This window comes from Bradyrhizobium sp. BR 1433 (genome assembly GCF_051547665.1).
Taxonomy (GTDB): Bacteria; Pseudomonadota; Alphaproteobacteria; order Rhizobiales; family Xanthobacteraceae; genus Bradyrhizobium; species Bradyrhizobium australafricanum.
In genome coordinates, this window is the sequence record NZ_JBPUGG010000001.1 from 3,972,235 (window position 1) to 3,995,348 (window position 23,114).

18 protein-coding genes and 2 pseudogenes are annotated in these 23,114 nt (G+C 62.4%); 10 read left to right on the plus strand and 10 right to left on the minus strand.

All coding sequences use genetic code 11. From position 1 onward, the window contains the following. The first annotated feature begins 277 nt into the window (after positions 1-277). Genes ACSKB9_RS19410 through ACSKB9_RS19420 form a run of 3 tightly spaced genes read left to right on the plus strand, consistent with a single transcriptional unit; the run spans position 278 to position 3,177 of the window. Complete coding sequence (locus ACSKB9_RS19410) at positions 278-1,543, plus strand: ABC transporter substrate-binding protein (RefSeq protein WP_438075008.1); 1,266 nt, start codon at positions 278-280, stop codon at positions 1,541-1,543. 1 nt (position 1,544) lies between these two features. Then, a complete protein-coding gene (locus ACSKB9_RS19415) occupies positions 1,545-2,360 on the plus strand; it encodes an ABC transporter ATP-binding protein (protein WP_438075010.1) in 816 nt (271 codons plus the stop codon). Then, positions 2,353-3,177 carry an ABC transporter permease gene (locus tag ACSKB9_RS19420; RefSeq protein WP_438080303.1) on the plus strand — a complete coding sequence of 275 codons (825 nt, stop codon included), beginning with the start codon at positions 2,353-2,355 and terminating at the stop codon, positions 3,175-3,177. The genes ACSKB9_RS19415 and ACSKB9_RS19420 overlap by 8 nt, the downstream gene beginning before the upstream one ends. Before the next feature lie 45 nt (positions 3,178-3,222). Here the strand turns inward: ACSKB9_RS19420 and ACSKB9_RS19425 are convergent, their stop codons facing one another. The 7 genes from ACSKB9_RS19425 to ACSKB9_RS19455 all read right to left on the minus strand — a co-directional run bounded on the left by ACSKB9_RS19425 (position 3,223) and on the right by ACSKB9_RS19455 (position 10,752). After that, positions 3,223-4,098 (minus strand): nitroreductase family protein, encoded by an 876-nt coding sequence (locus ACSKB9_RS19425; RefSeq protein ID WP_438075012.1) that lies wholly within the window; start codon positions 4,096-4,098, stop codon positions 3,223-3,225. Positions 4,099-4,121: 23 nt separating this feature from the next. Further along, positions 4,122-5,225 carry an ABC transporter substrate-binding protein gene (locus ACSKB9_RS19430; protein WP_438075014.1) on the minus strand — a complete coding sequence of 368 codons (1,104 nt, stop codon included), beginning with the start codon at positions 5,223-5,225 and terminating at the stop codon, positions 4,122-4,124. Positions 5,226-5,453: 228 nt separating this feature from the next. Beyond that, positions 5,454-6,233, minus strand: a complete 780-nt coding sequence (locus tag ACSKB9_RS19435) for an ABC transporter permease (RefSeq protein WP_438075016.1) — start codon at positions 6,231-6,233, stop codon at positions 5,454-5,456. Continuing rightward, positions 6,223-6,975 carry an ABC transporter permease gene (locus ACSKB9_RS19440; RefSeq protein WP_438075018.1) on the minus strand — a complete coding sequence of 251 codons (753 nt, stop codon included), beginning with the start codon at positions 6,973-6,975 and terminating at the stop codon, positions 6,223-6,225. The genes ACSKB9_RS19435 and ACSKB9_RS19440 overlap by 11 nt, the downstream gene beginning before the upstream one ends. A gap of 101 nt (positions 6,976-7,076) precedes the next feature. Continuing rightward, entirely contained in the window at positions 7,077-7,913 is an 837-nt protein-coding gene (locus ACSKB9_RS19445; protein ID WP_438075020.1) for an ABC transporter ATP-binding protein, read from the minus strand. Beyond that, complete coding sequence (locus ACSKB9_RS19450) at positions 7,910-8,992, minus strand: ABC transporter substrate-binding protein (protein WP_438075022.1); 1,083 nt, start codon at positions 8,990-8,992, stop codon at positions 7,910-7,912. The genes ACSKB9_RS19445 and ACSKB9_RS19450 overlap by 4 nt, the downstream gene beginning before the upstream one ends. 161 nt (positions 8,993-9,153) lie before the next feature. Then, complete coding sequence (locus ACSKB9_RS19455) at positions 9,154-10,752, minus strand: ABC transporter substrate-binding protein (RefSeq protein ID WP_438075023.1); 1,599 nt, start codon at positions 10,750-10,752, stop codon at positions 9,154-9,156. A gap of 262 nt (positions 10,753-11,014) precedes the next feature. Between ACSKB9_RS19455 and ACSKB9_RS19460 the strand changes: the two genes are divergently transcribed. Genes ACSKB9_RS19460 through ACSKB9_RS19470 form a run of 3 tightly spaced genes read left to right on the plus strand, consistent with a single transcriptional unit; the run spans position 11,015 to position 15,234 of the window. Beyond that, positions 11,015-12,622 (plus strand): ABC transporter substrate-binding protein, encoded by a 1,608-nt coding sequence (locus tag ACSKB9_RS19460; RefSeq protein ID WP_438075025.1) that lies wholly within the window; start codon positions 11,015-11,017, stop codon positions 12,620-12,622. Between the two features lie 19 nt (positions 12,623-12,641). Further along, a complete protein-coding gene (locus ACSKB9_RS19465; protein ID WP_438075027.1) occupies positions 12,642-13,823 on the plus strand; it encodes an acyl-CoA dehydrogenase family protein in 1,182 nt (393 codons plus the stop codon). 13 nt (positions 13,824-13,836) lie between these two features. Then, positions 13,837-15,234, plus strand: coding sequence for an LLM class flavin-dependent oxidoreductase (locus ACSKB9_RS19470; RefSeq protein ID WP_438075029.1), 1,398 nt, complete (start codon positions 13,837-13,839; stop codon positions 15,232-15,234). Positions 15,235-15,251: 17 nt separating this feature from the next. On the opposite strand, the pseudogene ACSKB9_RS19475 reads toward ACSKB9_RS19470, so the two are convergent. Then, positions 15,252-16,453, minus strand: a pseudogene (locus ACSKB9_RS19475) (LLM class flavin-dependent oxidoreductase). A gap of 211 nt (positions 16,454-16,664) precedes the next feature. On the opposite strand from ACSKB9_RS19475, the gene ACSKB9_RS19480 reads away from it, so the two are divergent. From ACSKB9_RS19480 to ACSKB9_RS19495, 4 genes are read left to right on the plus strand one after another with little or no spacing between them, the layout of a single operon-like run. Further along, a complete protein-coding gene (locus ACSKB9_RS19480; RefSeq protein ID WP_438075031.1) occupies positions 16,665-17,651 on the plus strand; it encodes an ABC transporter permease in 987 nt (328 codons plus the stop codon). A 2-nt stretch (positions 17,652-17,653) separates the two neighbouring features. Beyond that, positions 17,654-18,631 (plus strand): ABC transporter permease, encoded by a 978-nt coding sequence (locus ACSKB9_RS19485; RefSeq protein ID WP_438075033.1) that lies wholly within the window; start codon positions 17,654-17,656, stop codon positions 18,629-18,631. A gap of 1 nt (position 18,632) precedes the next feature. Then, positions 18,633-19,637 carry an ABC transporter ATP-binding protein gene (locus tag ACSKB9_RS19490; protein ID WP_438075035.1) on the plus strand — a complete coding sequence of 335 codons (1,005 nt, stop codon included), beginning with the start codon at positions 18,633-18,635 and terminating at the stop codon, positions 19,635-19,637. Then, positions 19,615-20,574: an ABC transporter ATP-binding protein gene (locus tag ACSKB9_RS19495; RefSeq protein WP_438075037.1), complete on the plus strand. Its 960-nt coding sequence runs from the start codon at positions 19,615-19,617 to the stop codon at positions 20,572-20,574. The genes ACSKB9_RS19490 and ACSKB9_RS19495 overlap by 23 nt, the downstream gene beginning before the upstream one ends. On the opposite strand, the gene ACSKB9_RS19500 is transcribed toward ACSKB9_RS19495, so the two are convergent. Both ACSKB9_RS19500 and ACSKB9_RS19505 read right to left on the minus strand, forming a co-directional pair. After that, positions 20,571-22,166 (minus strand): ABC transporter substrate-binding protein, encoded by a 1,596-nt coding sequence (locus ACSKB9_RS19500; protein WP_438075039.1) that lies wholly within the window; start codon positions 22,164-22,166, stop codon positions 20,571-20,573. The genes ACSKB9_RS19495 and ACSKB9_RS19500 overlap by 4 nt on opposite strands. Before the next feature lie 9 nt (positions 22,167-22,175). After that, a pseudogene (locus tag ACSKB9_RS19505) lies at positions 22,176-23,008 on the minus strand (MetQ/NlpA family ABC transporter substrate-binding protein). Positions 23,009-23,114: the final 106 nt, after the last annotated feature.

A 23,114-nucleotide genomic window follows, 5' to 3' on the forward strand; every position in this document is an offset into this window, starting at 1 on the left:
TCGATAGGCGTCCAGATCAATGATCCGCGCTGAATTCAAGGCTTCTGTCACCTGCTGTGCCCGCGTTCGATTGCCGTCCTCGACATCCTAGTTGGACCGCGGCTTCCGACAAGCGGTTGGCGAACAAAACAACACGTGCTCTGTAAAGTTCGGTCAGATAGCAAAGACTTCTCACGTCCGTGCTTCCGATAGCAGCCGGCTCCTTTCGCTCGAGACGCGCTGCAACCGGCACACTGGCAACTGCGCCAGCGAACGCCGATTGGGTAGACGACCTTTTATGTTCCCCACCACACCGCCCGCGACTTGGACAAGTATCGTCAAACGGGCGCCGTCCCACACAAAGAACCGATTTCTCTATCGCAGACGAATTGGAGAACATCGATCTCGTCAGCCGGCATCTCAACGAAAATTCTTGGAGGTGCGGCAATTGTTCCAATCCATTGGACCAATTGCGGGATTTCCTGAAGTGTGGCCAAAAGGGTTTGCAAAAGCGCGACGTGCCGCTTGGACAAACGGAAACTCAGAAGACCATAAAATGAATACATCGATGCTTCTACGTGCTGGCGCCCTCGCGTTGATCGCGCTCACAAGCGGCGCCAACGGCGTCCGCGCGGAAACCAATCAACTTCGCATCGCGCAGCAATTCGGGATTGCCTACCTTCCGCTCATTGTCGCCAGCGAGAAGGGACTGATCGAGCAAGAGGCGACGGCGCTCGGCATCGCACCGCCGAAGATCGAATGGCTTCGGCTGTCCGGTGCGGCGGCGATGAACGAAGCGCTCATTTCAGGCGGGCTCGATTTTGCGACGGCAGGCATCACGCCGATGATCCTGACCTGGGACAAGACGCGGACAACCGCCAAAATCATCGGCGTGGCCGCCTTGGGCTCGATGGCCAACATCCTGACCACCAACAATCCGGGCATCAAGACGATTGCGGATTTCACCGAGAAGGACCGGATCGCCCTTCCATCGGTCAAGGTCGGCTTCCAGCCGATCGTCCTCCAGATGGCGGCCGACAAGGCTTTCGGCAAATACGACAAGCTCGACGAACTCACCGTCAGCATGCCGCATCCGGACGCCACCGCCCAAATCCTGTCGGGACATTCCGAGATCACGGCGCACTTCACTTCACCACCGTTCTCGCAGCAGCAGTTGGCGAGCGGCAAGGCGCATCAGGTCCTCAACAGCTACGATGTCCTCGGCGGTCCCCACACCTTCAACGTGGTTTACTCCACCACGAAGTTCGTCAACGACAATCCGAAGACGATCCAGGCTTTCGTTCGCGGTCTCGATCGCGCCAATGAATGGATCAAGGCCAATCCGAAAGACGCGGCCGTGCTCTATATCAAGGCCGAAGGCTCTAAGCTCGCTCCCGACTTCGTCGAAAGCATCATCCGCGACAAGGACGTCAACTTCACAACCGCTCCGGAAGGCGCCCAGAAGTTCGCAGATTTCGAGGCCAAGGTCGGCTTGATCAAGCAAGCGCCGGCGTCGTGGCGGGACTTGTTCTGGTCCGGGCTCGGAGACGAACCGGGAAGCTGACATGAACGTCGTTCCCCGACTGACCGACGTCGCCGGCGACGCCGCGTCTCCGACGCTGCTCGCGCTGGATCACGTCAGCATCAGCTATCCGACGCGCGACGGCACCTTGACCGCGGTCGAAGATGTGAGCCTCACGCTTTCGGCAGGCGAGCGGCTTGTTCTGTTGGGTCCGTCGGGCTGCGGCAAGTCCACGCTGCTGCGCGCCGTTGGCGGCTTTCTCAACCCGAGCGCTGGAGAGATTCGGATGAATGGGCAGCCGATCGGAGCGCCCGGCCCCGAGCGGATGACGGTGTTTCAGGAATTTGACCAGTTGCTGCCGTGGCGCACCGTGCTGGGCAACGTCCGCTATGCCCTGGAGCGCGGCAAGTCGCTTCCACGCCGGGAGGCGGAGACTATTGCTCGGGGCTGGCTCGAACGGGTTGGACTAACCAAATTCGTCGATAGTTTTCCGCACACTCTGTCTGGCGGCATGAAGCAGCGTGTTGCAATCGCGCGTGCCTTCGCGCTGGAGCCGGCGCTGCTGCTGATGGATGAACCCTTCGCCGCGCTGGACGCCTTGACGCGACGTCAGATGCAGGACGAGTTGCTTAATCTATGTGAAGAGACCGGCAGTACGGCATTGTTTGTGACGCACGGCATCGACGAGGCGATCCGGGTCGGGACCCGCATCCTCGCCCTGACACCTCATCCGGGGCGACTGGCCGCGACATTTGACGTCCCGCCGGGAAGCCGCACTCGCGGCACGACGGCTTTCGCCGAGTTGGAGCAAAAGATCCAACAAGTCGTCTTTACCGATCCGGAACTTGATCATGGCTGACATTACAGCTCCGAAACTTTCTGACGCACCGGCGCTGCGCCGCGTGTGCGAGCAAGCGCCCTGGCGGCGTCTTGTGATTCTTGCTGCTTTTGCGCTCGCCTGGGAGCTCTATGCGCGCTGGCTCGACAATGCGCTGCTGCTCCCGACGCTGGGAGCGACGCTGTCGGCACTCTGGTCGGCGATCCTGTCGGGCGAGTTGCCAAATCGGACGCTGACTTCGCTGCGCGTTCTGGTCACAGGCTATGCGCTAGGCGTTGGCGTCGCCGCGGTTTTCACCGCACTGGCTACCTTGTCACGTTGGGGCAACGAAGCCCTTGGCTTGCTAACCTCGATGTTCAATCCGCTTCCTGCGATCGCGCTGCTTCCAATTGCATTGCTGTGGTTCGGCGTTGGCACGCCGAGCCTCGTTTTCGTGATTGTCCACTCGGTCCTGTGGCCGGTTGCGCTGGCCTGCCATGCCGGCTTTCGCGCCATCCCGCCAACGCTGCTGATGGCTGGCCGTAACCTCGGCTTGTCGGGCGGCCGTTTCGTTGCCGAGATTTTGGTACCGGCGGCATTTCCCCAGATCTTGTCGGGCTTGCGGATCGGCTGGGCGTTCGCGTGGCGCACGCTGATTGCAGCCGAGCTGGTCTTCGGCGTCAGCGCGCGCTCCGGCGGAATTGGCTGGTTCATCTACACCAGCCGCGCTCAACTGGAGACCGCCAGCGTCTTTGCCGGACTGCTCACGGTCATCCTGATCGGCCTCCTTGTGGAGAGCGTTGCGTTCAGGAGCCTGACACGGATCACGGTGCAGCGCTGGGGACAGGAGCGAACCTAGAGCACGACCCTCATCGCACTCCAGGTCGCACGCGCTACTTGCATCCTATTTGAGTGGAAAGCCTAACCCTCGCAGTTCCTCGACGAGGCGGTCCCGCCCATTCAGCGACCGGACCGATCCAAGCCGGTTGAGCACGGCTTGGGTCCACCCGGTCGCGGGCAATCCCTCGGCGCTCTGGAAATCGCGCAAGGTGGCGTCGTAGGCTGCGATTCCCGCATCCTCTCCGGCCGTCGCATAGCGCTCGCGATGGATCACGACATCCTGGCGCAGGCGCGGTTTGACCCGGGCGGGCCGCGTCGGATCGGGATAGCCGATGCACAGCCCGAACACCGCCGCGGCCTGCGGCGGCAGTCGCAGTTCCTCGGCCACGGCCTGCGGCCTGTTGCGGAGCGCGCCGATATAGACCGATCCTAGACCAAGCGCTTCTGCCGCTACAACCGCGTTCTGGGCGGCCAATGCCACATCGACCGCGGCCACGATGAACGTCTCGAGGAAGGGCAGTCCATCCTTGGGATGGTTCGCACTCCTTGCCAGACGCTCGGCCCGCGACAAATCCGCCAGCCACACCAGGAAAAGCGGCGCCTCGACGATATGCTTCTGCCCGCCGGCGAACTCAGCGAGGCGCGCCTTGCGCGCCGCATCCTCGACCGCCACGACACTCCAGGTCTGGAGGTTGGAGGACGATGCAGCCGACTGCGCGGCTGCCACGAGCGCTTCCACCGTACCTCGCGGCACCGGATCCGGCCGATAGGCTCGCACCGAGCGGTGGGCAAGGAGATGGTCCAGCACCCCGTTCCAGGCTTCGCCGATCAGAGGCGAATCCTTGCCGTAGCGCGATTGCAACGCCGCCGAAGCAGCGCCATCAAACTCTGGCGGGCCAGGCACGACAGTTGAGGCGGCCTTGTTTCTCGTGTTGCTCATAACGCACTCCACCGGGAAATCGCCTAGACGTCGATATCGACCACGACGCGATTGGCAAGCTTGGCCGGATCCGTATTGGGTTTGATGATCGTGGCACGTTTCAGATCGCTCGTGATCTTCACGACTTCACGACGCAGATCCGCGCCTGCCGGGTGATGGCCATGCGTATGGCTACGCAGCATCGCAGCGAGGTCGGCGACTGCCACCTTCGGGGTGTATTTGGAAAATATCTCGGCAGCGTCATCGGGATGTTCGGCAACGTGGTGCGCAGCTTCGCGAACGGCGAGGGTCAGCGCCTTCACCGCGGTAGGATCCGACGCCCAGAGCGAACTCCGTACGCCGAGCGTGCAGCACGACAGGTTGGCGTAGTCCCCGCTCAGATTTGATGCGATCTCGACGAGATCGCCATTGGCGCGCCGCTCCGTAAGCCAGGCATTCGGGTCGGAGTTGGCGATGGCCTGGATCTCGCCGCGCTGCAGGGCCGTGAGCTGCAGATCGGCCGGAAATTCGCGCCATTGCACATCGGTCTGCGGATCGAGCCCGTTGTCCGACAGCAGGATGGCGAAGAAGTTGCGCGGCGGCCCGGAAATGCTGGAGACGCCGATCGTCTTGCCCTTGAGATCGGTGATATCCTTGAAGCCGGACTCCTTGCGCACGAACAGCCGGGTGCAGCCGCCGTGCAGGCCGGTGGTCAGCTTGACGTCGATGCCTTGCTCCAGCGGCTTCAGCCAGTTGAGCAACATGCTCGAGCCGGCATCCGCCTTGTCGGTCGCCAGGGACTGCAACATCTGATCGGTGCTGCCTGCGAGCTGCAGGAATTCCACATCCAGATTGTGACGCGCGAAATATCCCCGATGTAACGCGACAGGAACCGCTGCCGTGCAGATGCCCGTGCCATTGTAGGCAAAGCGGATGTGACGAGCCGGCCCCGTCGGGGCCTCGTCGGAATTCGCTACCCGACAGATCGGCGCTTCGCTCAGGGGATCAGCGGCCGGGCCAAGACCAAACGCCGGAAGGGCACGCGCGGCCTGCATGGCACCGAATGGTGCTGCAAGCCCAGCGAGACCGGTCAGTCCGAGAAGAGTTCGCCGCAACGGTGAGAACGGTTCATGTTGGTTTGTCGTCATGGGCATCTTCCGCTGCTTCAGGTTCGACGCATTTCCGGCTGATACCCGGGACAAGCAACCGTCGCACTCGACGAAGTGCCCATACGGCGCGACGCGTTGTTCAAAATGCTAGGTCGGGCGACCGGATGCGTCGATCGCAAAGTTGGCGACAAAGATAGAGAGTTCTTGTCGCGGCTCGGCAAGCTGCGGAATAGCTCTCCTGAAGCAGGCGAGTGTGGCCTGTTTCGCTTAGACCTGCGCCGACGCAGCTCTCCAAGGTATCAACCGCTGCTCCAGCCAACTCGCGCCGCGGTCGACCAGAAATCCAACCGAGCCGACGACGAGAATTCCGAGCATCACGAGATCCATATCGAAGCGTTCGCGGCCGGCAATAATGAGGCCGCCGATGCCGGGGCCGGCAGCCATGAAGTATTCGGCACCGATGGTCGCGAGCCATGCATAGATCAGCGCAAGATGCAGCCCGGTCAGCAGCGACGGCATCGCCGCTGGAAGATAGACATAAAGGATGAATTGCACGCGGTTGAAGCGAAACACCTCACCCACTTCGACGAGCTTGTGGGATGTTGCGTGAATACCTTCGACCAGGTTGAGAATGACGGGGATCGCCGCCGCGAGCCCGATGAATACAACCTTCGCCATCTCGTCGAATCCGAACCAGAGCGAGATCAGGGGGATCCACGCCAGGAGCGCGATCTGCTTCAGGCCATTGAACCAGGTCATGACGACGCGGTCGGCGATTGTGGAGAGGCCGAGCAACAGCCCGATCAAGACCCCGGCGCCGGAGCCGAACACAAATCCGAGGAGATCACGGCGCAGGCTGGCGGCAAGCGCTTCAAGGAGCTCGCCGCTCGCCAACTCCTGCCACGCGGTGGCGCCCACATGCTCGAGCGGCGGCAGGAACTGGCGGTTGACCAGGCCCGAATGGCTGGCGACCTCCCAGGTCAGCAGCAGGCCAATCGGCAAGACCAGCCCGCGGCCGAGTGATCCGAGAGCGGCGCTACTGGACACCGTCAATCCGCCAGCGTTGCAGGCCGGTTTCGATAACGGCGAGAATCTTGTCGCTCACAAAGCCGATCACGCCGATCACGATCATGGCGACCAGCACGGTATCGAGCCAGAACATCTGACGACCCCAGACCAGGAGGTAGCCGAGCCCCTCCGACGAGGCCAGCAGTTCGACGTTGACCAGCGCGATCCAGGCATGGGTCAGTCCGTAGCGCAGGCCCGTGAAGATCGGCGGTATCGCTCCTGGGAGGACGACGTGGCGCAGCATCTGCAGGGGCGTAAAGCGGAATATTTCTCCCACCTCGACGAACGCCCTCGGCACGTTCGCGATGCCCGCGCTCGTGTTCATGACCACTGGCACAAATGCCGCCTTCGCAATCACGACGATCTTGAGCCCCTCCCCGATGCCGAGCAGCAGCATCGCGAGTGGAATCCAGGCCAGCGCCGGCACCTGGGCGATCGCCGTGAACAGCGGACGGACATAATCGTCCACGCGCCGCGACAGTCCCATGGCGGAGCCGACGACCAGGCCAGCAGCTGCACCGATCGCGAAGCCAAATGCGACACGCCGCAAACTGTAGCCCGCATGCTGGGCAAGCTCGCCACTTGCGATCATGTCCCGCAACGTGTGCAGCACATCGCCGGGCCGCGGCAGGATCTGCTCCGGAAGCCAGCCATGGTTGGTGCCGACGATCCAGATCGGGAGGATGATGGCCGGCAGGATGAGCAACCAGCCAAGCTTCATGAGCTGACGAAGCACCGCTACACTGACGCGACCGGAGATACGTCGGAAACCCGCCACCGCGGTGGTCCGAGGCTCAAGCGTCGTGCGAAGAGCTGCATCACTCATGCCGGGCCGCCGATCGGCGCACCCTCGGAGCCGTCCTCTTCACCATCGCCGAGCGCGCGCAATACATCGTTGCGAATTCGGACCAGATCATCGTCAGTTCGCGACCTCGGCCTTGGCGCGGAAATCGCGAAAATCCGCGACACACGACCGGGCCGAGGCGCGAGCACGATGACGCGATCGCCGAGAAGCACAGCTTCGTCGACATCATGGGTGACCAGGACCATCGTGATCCTCTCGTGCGCCCAGATCCGCTGTAGCTCGACCTGGAGCCGCGCCCGCGTCAGCGCGTCGAGCGCACCAAAGGGCTCGTCCAGCAGCAGGAGCCGGGGGCGATTGACGAGGCCGCGCGCAATCGCCGCGCGCTGGGCCATGCCACCGGAGAGCTGGTGCGGATATGCTTGCGCGAATCCATCGAGTCCGACCAACGTGATATGCGCGGCAACGGCCTCCCGCTTGGCCCGCTCGCTGAGCGGCGCATTCTTGAGGCCGAGGGCGATGTTTTGGGAAACCGTCGCCCAGGGGAACAGTCGTGGCTCCTGGAAGACGATGCCGCGATCCAGGCTCGTCCCCGCGATCGCATTGCCATCCTGACTGATGCTGCCGCGGAATTCCGGCTCGAGCCCGGCGATGAGCCGCAACAGCGTCGACTTCCCGCAACCGCTCGGCCCCAGGAGAACGACGAACTCGCCGGCCGCGACGTCGAGCGACACGTCCCGCAGCGCCTCAACGGGCGCGCCATTCACGACAAACGGCTTGGAGACGTTGCGCACCTCCAACTGCCCCTGCCCGTGGTCAGGGAATGCCGTTGTCCGCAGCTGAGCGGCGATGTTCATTGTCCCGCCGCCTGCGGCCGTCCGCTCGCATCATATTCCTGCCAGTAACCGACGAGACCCTGCTCCTTGAGCGCAACATCCAGGAATGAACGGTCGAACCAGCCATTGAGGTCAACGTCGCGGCGAAGCAGACCGAACTCCTTCGCCTGTTTGGCCTGCACGCGATAGCTCTCGATGATCGATGCATCGATAATCGGGGTGTTGCGATACTTCAGTTCTTGGTTGGAGAAGTCAAAGCGATATCCTGACGCCGGAAAGCCTGTTCGGGCCGATATCTCAAAGAACGCTTCCCGGTTGGCCTCGTCCGACGCCCAGCGCGCAGCACGGACGATCGCCGAGACGATCTTCTGCGTGATATCGGGATGCGCCTTGATAAAGGCATCCTGCCCGATCAGCGTCGAATGCCGTTCATAGGCCGGATTGTCGCCTTTGGTGGTGTAGATGATCTCCGCGATATTCTTCTCGGCGAGGCTGGCCAGCGGGAAGTTGCCGAACGCAGCGTCGATATCCTTTGACGTCAACGCCGCATTCGTGGTGGCCGTATCCATGTTGATGATCTGAACGTCCCGCTCCTGGAGACCGTTGCCGGCCAACACCTTGACGGCGGCGAGATGATTGTTGGTTCCACGGAAAATGGAGACCTTTCGGCCACGGAGATCGGCAACCCTTCGGATCGCCGAACCGAACGGAACCGCAAGATAGATCGGCGCATGGGCACCGGATGCGAGCAATATCCTGGTCTTTAGGCCATTTGCACGGCCGATGATCTCGGGCAGATCGCCCTGGATCGCGAAGTCGAGCTGGTTGTTGGCGAAGGCCTCATTGACGGCGGGGCCTGCTCCCTTGAAGAAATACCATTCGACCTTCACGTCCGGCCGGTCATGCAATTCCCGATCGAGATAATGCTCGGAATGGGCAACCGCCGCGGACGAGCCGCCGGAGAACTGGCGATTGTCGGCACCGACGGAAGCAAATCCGATCCGCACCGTGAGCGTATCGGCGGCAAGCCCCGACCTCAAACCGAACAGTAGACCGGCCCCCGCAAGCAGGAGACTGAAGAGTTTGCGTTTTGCGATCATCAACACGTTCCTCGCCGCACCATCACCCGCCCGGCGTTGCCGTCAGAGTATGACGATCCATGATCGCCCTGCGCAATCTCACAGATTTTCATTCTTGACGCGCACCGCGCTATTTCTCTTCTGCGCAGGCAGGCGAAAGGAAAAGAACGTGATGTCACGGCCTAGACGGACGGGTCGATCCAGAGATCGGCGAAGCTCCCGTTCAATCCCTCAGCGCCGGGAGCGAAGTTTCGAACCTTCTTGTTGGCAATGATCACGCCGCCCGCCGCGACGATGTCGACGGAGGCCACTCCCTCGTGGATGATCGATTGGAACTTGGACCAGATCGCGCGCCGCTTCTCGGCATCCGGCTCGATCGCAGCTGCCTCCAGCAGCTGGTCGACCTCCGGATTGCTGTAATGCGCCGCGTTCGAGAAAGGCAGGCCGATGCGGAAATTCTTCGACCAGTAAGCGCGTTGCACGCCGAGCGTCGGATCGAACGTGTTGGAGAGGCTTTCGATCGTCAGGTCAAATGCCCGATCTCGATAGACAACATTCAGGTAGGTTGCGAGATCGTACCGCAGAATCTCGATGTCCAGGCCAATCCGGCGCAGGGAATTGCGCAGGAAATCGGCGAAGCTCGCGGGCAGGAATGGATTTTGCGTGAGCCTGAGCTTGGCCCTGATGCCGCCCGCACCTCGCTTGAGGCCGGCCTCATCCAGCAATTGATCTCCCGCCTTCGGATCGAATGGCCAAGCCTGGATCTTCGGATCGTAGAACTTGGGCAGGGCCGTGCTGACCGGCGACGGAGAGATCAGGCCGTAGCCGAAGAACACGACGTTGACCAAAGCCCGATGATCAATCGCATGGGCGATCGCCTTGCGTACACGGCGATCCTGCAGGATCTGCGTATCGAAATTGAAGAACAGCTGCTGCTGTGGGCCCGAATAGGCGTAGGTCGTGGTATCGACCACGAACCGCTTGTCGAGCTTGAAACGCTCGATATCGCCATATGGCACCGGCGTCGCCCCGATATCGGCCTCGCCCGCTTCAAGCGCCGCCGCACGCGCGGCCGGATCCAGCACGACCTTCAGCACCAAGCGGTCGACATAAGGCTTCGGCGCATCCCAATAGTTCGGATTGCGAACGAACAGAAGATGACTGCCGGGAACCCATTCCCGCAAAAGGAACGGACCGGTCCCGATCGTCTGCTCGAGCCGGGGCTGTTCCTCGGGCTTGAGAGCCTCGTAAATGTGCTTGGGCACAATGGGAGATTCGGCACCGGCCAGCGCCGAAATCAGGAAGGGGGCTGGCTTTGACAGCACGATCACGGCCGTCAGACGGTCCGGCGTTTCGACTGCCTCTACATTCGCGAACGTGATGCGCCCGCGCGGATGAGCGATCTTCAGCCGCTCAATGGAAAATGCGACGTCGGCCGACGTGAACTCCCTTCCATCAGACCATTTCACGTTCGGTCTCAGCTGGAATGTGTAGCGTCTGCCATCGTCGCCGATTGTCCAGGATGTCGCCAGTACCGGCCTCGGATTAAGATCGTAGTCGTACGCAAGGAGCCCTTCGTTGATCTTGGTGCCGATCGTCTGTCCGGTTCCCGACGACGTGTTGATTGCGATGATCGCGGAAGGGTCCGGGTAGTACACCCAATTCAAGGTGCCGCCGGGTACCGGTTTCGCATCGGCGGCCATCGCTTGTGATGGACCGAGCAGGCCGGCGGCGCCGGAAGCCAGAAGGCCGCGATTGAAGGTCCGTCGATCCAGCGACATCGCGCCCCCGCGTCAGACCGCGGCGCACGGAGAGGTTATCTCGCCGGATCCGCCGCGCAACTTGTACCGCCTCAATCTTGATCATGTTTCGCAGAGAATTTGCTTTTGTTGTTCACAGCAACGGCGCGCGTTCGCGAGCGCGACGTGCCACGCATGCAGCAGCAAAATTTTCATTATGCGAGGAAGCGCGCCGCAGGATTGATTGTCGGACCTCGAGGTGGATTATTGCGACACAGTGTTCACAACTGACGTGCGATCGGCAATGGACTGGCTTACGCGCCGGCAAATCACAAAGGCTCTGCTGTTGACCTCCGGCGCCTTTGTCGGCGGACCAATGGTGACTTCGGCGCGCGCAGCCGATGAAGGCCAGCATGGCGGAACGTTGAACGTCGTGATCCAGCCCGAGCCTCCCATCCTCGTCAGCCTGACGCACACCGCGGGCCCGACCACCCGCGTAAGCGGAAAGGTGACCGAGGGGCTCGTCGCCTTCGATCTGGACTTCAATCCCCGCCCGCAGCTCGCGACCAGCTGGCAGAAGAGCGAAGACGGGCTCAGCTATCGGTTCGAGCTCCGGCGCGGTGTAAAGTGGCACGATGGCCGCGACTTCACGTCGGCGGACGTCGCGCACTCCATCGAGCTTCTCAAGCAGCATCATCCACGCGGCCGCGGCACGCTGGCCTCGGTTCGCGAGGTGCGCACGCCCGATCCGCATGTTGCGGAAATCGTGCTCGACAAGCCCGCGCCATACCTGCTCGCCGCCCTCACGGCCTCAGAATCACCGATCGTGCCGCGGCACATCTATGAGGGCACCGATCCCCTGGCCAATCCCAACGGACGCGCGCCGATTGGAACTGGTCCCTTCGTTTTCAAGGAATGGAAACAGGGCAGCCACATCGTGCTGGAGCGCAATCCCAATTACTGGGATCCGGACAAGCCCTATCTCGACCGCATCGTCATCCGCTTCATCGCCGACGCCAACGCCCGCGCGGTTGCACTCGAGACCGGGGAGATCCACTACGCGCCTGATACGCCGGTGCCGCTCGGGCAGATCGAGACGCTCAAGGCCAACCCGAACCTCCTGATCGAAACACGCGGCTATGACTATCAGCCCATCGTGTACCGGCTCGAGTTCAACCTCGCCAATCCCTACTTTGCCAAGCCGGAGGTCCGGCGTGCCGTCGCTCATGCAGTCGACCGCGACGCGATCAACCGCATCGTTTTCTACGGATGGATCCAGAGTGCACCGGCCGCGATCAGCCCGGCGCTGAAGCAATTCCACAATCCCGGGATTCCGCACTACGAATTCGCTCCCAAGAAGGCCGAAGCATTGCTCGATGCCGCAGGCTTGCCGCGCGGCCCGGACGGTACGCGCTTCAAGGTTTTCCATGACTACATGCCCTATGGCGAGACCTATCAGCAACTTGGCGCCTACACGCGCCAGGCGCTTTCCACGATTGGCATCGGCGTGACGCTGCGCCCACAGGACGTTCCGACCTGGTTCAAGCGAACCTACACAAACCGCGACTTCGACTTCATGAGCAACGGTATGAGCCATTCGTTCGATCCGACGGTCGGCGTACAGCGGCTGTATTGGTCGAAGAACTTCAAACCCGGCGTGCCCTTCTCAAACGGATCGGGCTACAGCAACCCTGAGGTCGACCGGCTGCCGGAGGCGGCCGCCGTCGAAAGCGATCCGGCAAAGCGCCGTGAACTGTTCTACGCTTTCCAGGTCATCGTCGCGACCGACCTGCCCGACATCAATCTGGTGACGGGACCAAACCTGACCATCGTCAACCGCAAGGTCCGAGATCACACCACGACGATCGACGGGCCGTCCGCCAACTTTGCCGACGTCTGGCTGCAAAGCTGATCTCGCACGGGGTATCCTCATGAGTTTCGATCTCGATACATCAAATCCCCATTTTGCCAAGGCAGTGCGGTTGCGCGAGATCTTCGCGCGCGACGCCGCCGAGCGCGACCGTGCCGGCGGCAAACCGCTCGAGCAGTTGGCCTTACTGAAGGAGAGCGGCCTTCTCAACCTGTTGATACCGACGGAATTCGGCGGCGCCGGCGAACGCTGGTCGACCGCGCTGAAGATCGCCCGTGAGTTTGCCAAAGTGGACGGTGCCCTGGGACACCTCTACGGCTACCATTTCGGCTCCCAGCATGCCGCCCATCTGCGCGGCACGGCCGAGCAGGCTGCCGACATCTTCCAGCGGTCCGCCGCCGGCAACTGGTTCTGGGGCAATACCGCAAACAGTTTCTCGAAGAGCCTGTTCGGCCGCCGCGACGCCGACGGCTACATCCTGGACGGGTTTCGTCCGTTCACATCGGGATCGCATATCGCGGACTATCTGCAGGTCGCCTGGGAAGACCGCGACACCAATGCACGCAGCTTCGCGGCCATTCCGGCGAACCGGGACGGCATCCGGATCGAGAATGATTGGGACGGCTTCGGCCAGCGGCAAACCGGAAGCGGGCGCGTCACCTACACCGGGGTCCGGATTCATCGAAACGAGGTGTTCGACCACAAGCCTGACGGCGGCCGTCCCTATCAGACCGTAACTCCCTTCCTGCAGCAGAGCACCCTACTGAACGTCTTCATCGGCAGTGCGCAGGGCGCCCTGATCACCGCGCGCGACTATACGCGGGAAACGTCCCGCCCCTGGCTTCATTCGGGCGTTGAAAAGCACACCGATGATCCCTGGGTCAGACGGGTCTATGGCGAGCTTTATACGCGGGTGAAAGCGGCCACGCTGCTCGCGGATGAGGCGGCCGCGACGCTCGATCGGGTCTGGTCGCGCGGCCGCGATCTGACGCCCCAGGAGCGCGGCGAGGCCGCGGTCGTGATTGCCGGCGCCAATGCCCATGCCGGTGAGGTCGCGCTTGATGTCACCAGCCGCATCTTCGAGGTGATGGGTGCACGCTCCGCTACCATTGCCAATGGCTATGACCGCTTCTGGCGCAATGTGCGCATCCACACGCTGCACAATCCCGCCGAATACAAGACGCGCAATGTCGGGAACTGGTTTCTGACCGGCGTCCATCCCGAGCCGTCCACATTCCAGTAGCCGAGAGAGCGTCGTGCCCAAGCAAATCCAGGTCAACGGCTTCGCCATCTTCAGCCCGGTTCACCTTTCTCCCGGGCTATGGCGCCATCCGGAGGACCGCTCGCTGGACTTCGATACGCTTAAATACTGGACGGACGTGGCACGCATTCTCGAGGCCGGCAAGTTCGACTCGATCTTCATCGCCGACGGCATCGGTATTCACGACGTTTATGCCGGAACGGCCGACGCGGCGCTGAGCAGCGGGGCACAGATTCCGAAGCTCGATCCGATGCTGCTGGTCTCGGCCATGGCGCATGTCACGGAGCATCTCGGCATCGGCGTTACGGCTCCCGTGTCGTACGAGCCGCCCTTCACGCTCGCCCGCCGCTTCTCCACCCTCGACCACTTAACCAGGGGGCGCGTCGCCTGGAACATCGTGACCGGTTATTCGAACGCGGCCTCACGCGCGATCGGCCGCGACAACATCATGCCGCACGACCCCCGCTACGATCTTGCCGACGAATTCCTCGATGCGGTTTATGCACTTTGGGAAGGCAGCTGGGACGACGAGGCCATTGTCGGCGACCTCATCAAGGGCGTGATCGCGGATCCGCAGCACATCCGCAAAGTTCATCACCACGGTGTGCATTTCAAGGTCGACGCCATCCACCTCGCCCATCCCTCTCCGCAACGGACGCCATTCCTGTTCCAGGCAGGTGCCTCCAATCGCGGCAAGGATTTCGCCGCCCGGCATGCCGAAGCGGTGTTCCTGGGGGAGCATTCCAAGGCACGCACCGCGGCCAACGTCGCCGAGACGCGGGCACGCGCTCGGGCGTTCGGCCGCGACGAGCACGACATCCGCTTCTATGCCCTGACGACAGTGATTGCCGCCGAGACCCGTGCCGCCGCGGAAGCCAAATACCGCGACTATCAGCGCTATATTGACCCCAAGGGCTCGCTCGCATTGCTGTCGGGGTGGACCGGGATCGACCTGTCCCGCTACAGCCTGGACGACCCGTTTCCGACCGTGAAGAAGGACAACGCGGTCACTTCGATGATCAATTCCTTCTCCAGGAGCGAGCGCCCCTGGACCATCCGCGAGATCATCGAACACAACGGCATCGGTGGCCGCGGTCCGGTCATCGTTGGCTCACCCGCCGAGGTCGCCGACGAACTGCAGGCCTGGGTCGGCGAGACCGGTATCGACGGCTTCAACCTCAGCTATGCCGTGACGCCCGGCGGATATCAGGATTTCGCCGAACTCGTCGTACCGGAATTGCAGCGGCGCGGTGTCTACAAGACCGAATACGCTCCGGGCACGTTGCGCGAGAAGGTGTTCGGCACCGGTCGGGCACGCCTGCCCTTGTCGCATCCTGCCGCCAGCTTCCGGCCGTCCGCGGCGGGGCGGACGCCTAAAGCTGCCTCCGCCTGACCCGCATGGAAACCCGGTCAACCAATCTCGAGCTTCGGCACGGCATGGCGCAGCCCGGCCTGCTCCATCAATGGCAGCACACGGCGGCCGAAGAAATCGAGATCAGGCTTGAAATCGAAGAAGCTGAGTTGAAGGCCGTCGATCCCGGCCTTCTTGAGCTGCACGAACTGCTCCACCACCTGCTCGGGTGTCCCGATCACCTCGATATTGCCACCGATGGCGCGGCGCTTCGGCGCATCGACACCGACGCGTCCCTTCCAGGCATGCGCATCGCTCGCAAAGTTCTGCATGCTGGCAACGGGATCGATGTGATCGACGATCGCATCGTGATACTGCCAGGTCTCGCGCTCGGTCTCCCGGCAGACGACCATCGGATTGAGCAGCGTCCGCACCTCGCGACCGACGTCGATGGCCGACTGCTTCACGCGCTGGACATGTGCCGGCAGGGCTTCGATTGCGCTCGCAAAGGACGAGCCCGCCGGGCTGGTCACGAACACGATGTCGGAATAGCGGCCCGCGAACGCGATGCCGGCGTCCGATCCGGTGGCGTTGACAAGGATAGGCCGTCCGAACCGCGGCTTGGGCGTCACGAACGCATTGCTCAGGCGCCAGGGAGATTCCCCTCGAACGAGAAGTTCTCCTGGTCGCCCCACAGCCGTTGCAGCACCTCGATGAATTCGGCCGCCAGTTCGTAGCGGCGGTCATGCTCGATCTGGTTCCAGCCGAATGCCTCATGCTCGATGGCGCGGTGGCCAGTCACGACATTGATCCCCCAGCGCCCTCCCGAAATATGATCCAGCGTGGCACCGTATTTGGCGAGATGCAGGGGATGGATCGGCCCGTAGAGCACGTGGATAGTCGAGATCAGCATGATCCGCGACGTGACAGCGGCAAGCGAAGCGGTCGTGATGAACGAATCGAGCGCTTCGCCCGTAAAGACGCCGCCGTAGCCGCCCTTCGGCAGCCATTGCGACAGCGCGAACACGAGATCGAAGCCGAAGAACTCCGCGCTGAGCGTGAGATCGCGATTGTAATCGAACGTCCACGTCGTCGAGCGCGACAAGGTCGACGCGCTCCAGCCACCGGCCTGGATCGGCAGGAACAAGCCAAGCAGCAGCGGCTGTTGCAGCGCCTTCGACAAAGGACTTTCCGGAAACTGGCTGGGGCTGGAAAAGACCGGCCAGCTAACGATGTCGCCCGGCTTGTGCACTATGGTCATCTTCATGTCCGTCGTGGTGATACGTGCCGTCCGTGGAGCATCCGCAACACCGATACGATCGCACGCGTATGCGTCGACGTTGGCGAGCCGCATCGGCATTGTCAACGGCGCCTCCTCTCTCGTCATGGAGGATCGCCGCGCGCTCACCGCGCGAAGAACGACGGCGTGAGCAAATGCATCTTTTCGACACGTCATGGAAGTTAGAAGAAACATGTCGAGCATCCAGCGCATTGGAAAGACTTTTCGCCGGACGATCTGGCAGGCGATCCCGACGGTGATCGGAATCGTCGTCATCAATTTTTTTCTGCTGCAGCTCGCGCCGGGAGACGCGGCCGATGTCCTTGCCGGCGAGTCCGGATCGGCGACGATGGAAACGGTTGCGGCGCTGCGCACCCGTTTCGGCCTCGATCAGCCGATCCTGTTACAGCTTGCAGCTTACCTCGATAATCTTGCCCATTTGAGCCTTGGCTACTCACCGCGCTACAATCTTCCGGTCGCCGACATCATCGGTCAGCGACTGCCCGGCACGGTGGCCCTGATGGCAACCGCGCTCGTCATCGCCCTTGCCGGCGGCATCGCACTTGGCATCGTGATGGCGACATTCGCCGGCCGATGGCCGGATCGTCTGATCTCGATCGTGGTCACGCTGCTCTACTCGATACCGGGCTTCTGGATCGGCCTGATGCTGATCCTGCTGTTTTCCGTCAAGCTGGGCTGGTTGCCGAGCGGCGGCGCTGCCACTATCGGCGCGAACCTCAGCGGCTTCGATCTGCTGATCGACCGTGCCCGCTACATGGTTCTTCCCGCCCTCTCGCTCTCGCTGTTCTACATCGCAATCTATTCCAGACTTGCCCGCGCCGCCATGCTGGAAGCTCAGGCTCAGGACTATGTGCGCACGGCCGCCGCGAAAGGGCTCTCTCCACTCACGATCACGGTGCGCCATGTACTACGCAACGCCTTGTTGCCGGTGACCACGGTCGCCGGCATGCACTTCGGAGGCCTGCTAGGCGGCGCAGTGGTGGTCGAGACCGTGTACAGCTGGCCCGGCCTCGGCCGCCTCGCCTTCGAGGCCGTGATGAGCCGCGACTTCAGCGTGCTCCTCGGAATCCTCCTGCTCTCCTCCCTGCTCGTGATCATCGCAAACATGACGGTTGATCTCGTGCAGGCCTGGCTCGACCCTCGCATCGAGACTCGCTGACCATGACCGACGCCGCCCTCGACTCCACACATTCGGCCGAACGGGCCGCTGATGATCGGCCACGAACCGCGCCAGAGCGCCCCGAATGGCCGAACGTTCACGCGCCGGACACGCATGTGATCGCTACCGACGCGAGCCAATCGCGATCGCAATCGTTCGGTCGCCTCAGGCGAAATCCGTCTCTCGTCGCCGGCGTGGCTCTGTTGCTGGCGATCATCGCCGCGGCTGTGTTCGCGCCGCTTCTTTATCCCGGCGATCCCCTCTCGATGGTGGCTCGACCGCTGCTATGGCCCGGACAGGATCTTGCGTACCCTCTTGGAACCGACTCTCTGGGCCGCGACGTCGCCGCCGGCCTCATGCATGGCGCGCGAATTTCACTCCTGATCGGCTTTGTCGCCACGACGATTGGTGTCACGATCGGCATCGGGGTCGGCGCCGTCGCCGGTTATCGAGGCGGCCTCATCGACGACATTCTGGTCCGGGTCATCGAGCTGTTCCAGACCGTTCCGAGCTTTATCCTGCTCGTCGTACTGGTCGCGATCGCGCAGCCCTCGATAGCAACGGTAACGTGGGCCATCGGGCTCGTCACATGGCCAACCATCGCACGGCTGGTCCGCGCCGAGTTTCGGGTGTTGCGTGAGAAGGAATTCGTCATGGCGGCGCGCTCGCTCGGCTTCAGCGACACCCGCATCGTCGTTCGCGAGATCCTGCCGAATGCTCTCCCGGCCATTATCGTCACCACATCGGTGATGGTCGCAACCGCAATCTTGATGGAAGCGGCACTGTCATTCCTCGGACTGGGGGACCCGAATGTCGTGAGCTGGGGCAGCATGATCGGCTCCGGGCGCGAATTGATCAGAACGGCATGGTATCTCACCGCATTGCCTGGCCTGGTCATCGTTCTGACCGTGCTTTCACTGAACTTGATCGGTGACGGACTGACGGATGTGCTCAATCCTCGCCTTAGCAGGGAGCGATAGGATGGCACCCCTGCTCGACGTCCGCGATCTCACCATCGGCTTTCCGAGCGCAACGCCGGTGCGGAACCTCAGCTTCAGCCTCGCTCCGGCGGAAACGCTTGCCATCGTCGGCGAATCCGGCTCAGGAAAATCGCTGACGGCATTGGCGCTGATGCGCCTGCTCCCAAGCACCGCGCGTATTGTCTCCGGTCGGGTACGCCTCGGGGACGACGATCTGCTCGCGCTCCCGAAGATCGAGATGCGTCGCCGGCGCGGCCGCGATATCGCAATGATCTTCCAGGAACCGATGACGTCGCTCAACCCGGTGCTGACCATCGGCCGGCAGATCACCGAGGTTCTGCAAGTGCATCGCGGCCTCTCGAAGGCGCAGGCGCGCCGTGAAGCCGCCGAACTGCTCGATCTGGTGCGCATTCCCAACCCTGAGCGGTGCCTGGACGACCATCCGCACCGACTGTCGGGTGGCATGCGCCAGCGCGTCATGATCGCGATCGCGGCGGCGTGCCGTCCGAAGATCCTGATCGCGGACGAGCCGACCACTGCGCTCGATGTGACCATCCAGGCCCAGGTGCTCGAACTGCTCGACCGCCTGCGCCGCGAGCTGTCGCTATCGCTGCTGCTGATCACCCACGATCTCGGCCTTGTCGGCCAATGGGCCGACCGTGTCGTGGTGATGTATGCGGGACGAAAAGTCGAGGAAGCGCCGCCAGGCATCTTGTTCGAGCGCCCCTTGCATCCCTACACGCACGGCCTTCTCGCGGCCTCCCCCCGATTGCACGAGAACCTGCACTACCGAAGCGCCAGGCTGTCGGAAATCCCTGGCAACATCGCTTCTGCCGCCACCCAGGCAGGTTGTCCCTTTGCACCGCGGTGTCCGCGCCGGTTGGCGCTGTGCCGGACCAATGTCCCGCACGAACGCGACGCGGCAATTGGACGGCGCGTTGCGTGCCACGTCGATCTCACTGAACCATCTCGCGGTCTGCCCCATGACGCTGCTGTCAGTTACTGATCTCAAGACCACCTATCGGGTCGGTACCGCGCCGGTCCACGCGGTGGATGACGTATCGCTCGACATCGCGCCGGGCGAGACTGTCGGTCTCGTTGGAGAATCCGGCTGCGGAAAGTCGACCCTCGGCAAGACGATCCTGCGGCTCGTTGAACCGTCGGCCGGCCGTATCGCGTTCGACGGTGTGGATCTCACCACGCTGCCACAGCAGCGACTGCGAGCCTACCGGCGCAGGCTGCAGATGGTGTTCCAGGACCCGTTCGCCTCGCTCAATCCGCGACAAACCATCGGCGATATTCTATTGGCACCGCTCGACGTCCATCGCGTCGGCTCACGCGCCGACCGACGCCAGCGGGTCAGGGCAATCCTGTCCCAGGTCGGCTTACCGGAGGACGCGGTTGCACGCTATCCGCATGAATTTTCAGGCGGCCAGCGTCAGCGCATCGGAATCGCACGAGCGCTGGTCCTGGGACCGGACCTGATCATCTGCGACGAGCCGGTGTCCGCGCTTGATCTATCCGTGCAAGCCCAGATCCTCAATCTGCTCGCCGACATCAAGCGCGACTTGAAGCTGTCGCTGCTCTTCATATCCCACGACCTCTCGGTCGTGCGTTATCTGTCGGATCGGGTGCTGGTGATGTATCTCGGGCGCATCGTCGAAGCCGGCAGCCATGAGCAAATCTGGAAGAATCCGCTGCATCCCTACACCCGCGCGCTGATCGACGCTGTCCCGGACCCCGCCCGGCGGCGCTACGCAGCCCCCCTGCCAGGCGACCTGCCGGACCCACGCAATTCGACCAAGGGCTGTCGCTTCCAACCACGCTGTCCGCTCGCAACGGAGCTCTGCAAACAGCAGTCTCCTGAGCTGCGCAGCGCCCGCTCCGGCCAGCGGGTTGCATGCCATCACGCCGAGATAGCCGCAGTATCGGGCCCGACCTAACCGCGCAGCCAGACTTCCGCGAAATTGCCCTGCACACCGGCACTATCGATGGTGTGCCCGACCACGCGCCGGTTGTAGACCGTCACGGGCTTGCTCAGCATCAAGGGGAGCACCGGAAGCTGATCCGCGACAACCTCCTGAAAGCGATCGATCAACGCCCTGCGCCTGGCCGTGTCGGATTCGACGGCAATCTGGGCAAAGAGCTGGTCGACCTCCGGATTGGAGTAGTGGCTCGCATTGGTGAAGGCCACACCCCTGCGATAGTTGTCGCTGGTGAAGAACCGCTGCAAACCGACCGTCGGATCGAACATGTTGGTGAAGGGGTGAAAGGTGAAGTCGTAGTCGCGGTCGGTATAGACGCGCTTCAGATAGCTTGGAAAATCCTGCCCGCGAACGGTTACGTCGATGCCAACGGCGGCCAACACGCTCTTCAGGGCTTCGCCGCTGCGCTTGAAGTTCTCGCCAAAGGGCTGGAAGTCATGCGTCAGCGCAAACCGCCAGCGCCCTTTCAAGGGGAATCCGGCCTCGTCGAGTAGCTTGCCTGCTGCCTTCGGATCGTAGGAATACGTCGGGACCTTGGCGTTGTAGAACCGCTTCAAGGTCGGACTGACGATGCTGACCGTCCGTTCTCCCAGTCCGTACCATGCCACGTTCAGCACCACGGCGGGGTCGACCGCATGCGCGATCGCCTTTCGAACTTGCGGGCTCTTCAGGATCGGATGATCCAGATTGAACTCCAGGCCATACAGCGTCGGAGAGTATTCGTAACCACGCGTCTCTTGGCCCAGATGCGGAAGGGCGCGGAAGCGCTCAAGGTCCAGCGGCGAAACGGGCGTCGATCCACCGAGGTCGAGCTCACCGGTTTCAAACGCGACGGCGCGCGCAGCCCCGTCTGGGATTACGCGAACCAGCAAGGCATCAAGATATGGCTTCGGGCTGTCCCAGTAGTTCGGATTGCGGACATAGCCGACATAATTGCCGAGCACCCATTCCTTGAAGACGAAGGGTCCGGTCCCAATTGGCGCACGATTATTGGGATTCTGCAGCGGATCGCCCTTGCCGTCGAAAATGTGACGCGGAACGATCGGAGACTCGCCCGCCGCCAGCGCATAGAGCAGATACGGCGCCGGCTTCGACAGTTTAAGCACGACCGTATGCTCGTCGACCGCACCGGCTTCGAGCAGGTTGGCAAACGTCGTGCGACCACGTGGATGCGCGGATTTGAGAAGACCGATGGAATAGACAACGTCAGCTGCCGTAAACGGCTGGCCGTCATGCCATTTCACGTTCCGCCGCAACTCGAAACGATATTGCAACCCGTCTTCGCTGACGCTCCAGGCCGTTGCGAGCTGCGGTCTGGGATTGAGCTCGAAGTCGTAGGTCAGCAGCCCCTCAACCACCTTGGTGCTGGCCTGGATGGCCGGCCCCTCCGTCGTGTTGAAGCACACCAGCGTGGTCGGTTCGGGCTGGATCACGAAGGATAGCCGCCCGCCGGCGCGGGGACTGCCCTCCTGCGCCCGCGCACCGCGAGCCGGCGCCGCGAGGGCAGCCACGGTTGCCGTGACGAAGGTTCGTCGGGAAATCGAGACCATCCTGCTTCCCTACGAACCCGGAAAGGTCACGAGCGATCCGTAAAGCTCACGCAACTTGGCATGCACAGCCTCGGAATCGCGATAGACCGCTATGAAACGCCGCAGGCGCTCGTCATCCCTCAGTTCCGGCCGGGTCACGAATTGAAAAGCGTAGATCGGGTCATTGTCGAAGATCAAGCCTGAGGCCGGATCCAGTCCGGCCAACCTGGCGAATGTCGGATAGGTTGCCGCCGCGTCAACATCATCGAGAGAGCGTGCAATCTGGGGGCCTTCGAGCTGAACCAGCTTCAACGGCTTGCGGTAGCCCACGATGTCCTCGAGCTTCGCGTGGTGGTCTGCCCCGGCTTGAGCTCGATCAGGCCGGCTCGCTGCAGGAGCAGCAGCGCTCGACCGGTGTTCACGGCATCACTTGAGATCGCGATCCGGGCATTGTCCGGGAGATCCGGTATCGACTTATGCTTCTTGGAATAGAGTCCGAACGGAGTGCTGAAAGCCGGAGCGACGGGAACGAGCTTGTAGCCCGCATTTTTGATGCTGAATTCAAGGAACGGGACATGCTGGAACAGATTCGCGTCGATCTCCTTTTCGGCGACCGCGCGATTTGGCGTATTCCAGTCGTTGAACTCGATCAGTTCGACGTTCAGGCCCTGTGCCTTGGCTTCGCGCGCCGCAATCTCGGCGGCCTGGTTCGATATGCTGGTCGCGAGCCCAATTCTGAGCGGTCTTTCATCGGCCCAAACCAACGATACGCTGGCAAGCAACCCGACGAGCGCCAGGCCAATCGCGAAACATAGCCTCGGCCGGCTCGCTTTCGAGAGATGATACAAGCTTCCCTGGAACACTGCCTTCTTTCCCCGATACTTGCTGCGGCCATCCAATCACGACGGAGCCGACTGTCGCGGGAGACCCGACCAAAGCCGCCGTTTGGTCGTTTCTCCTCGCGACAGC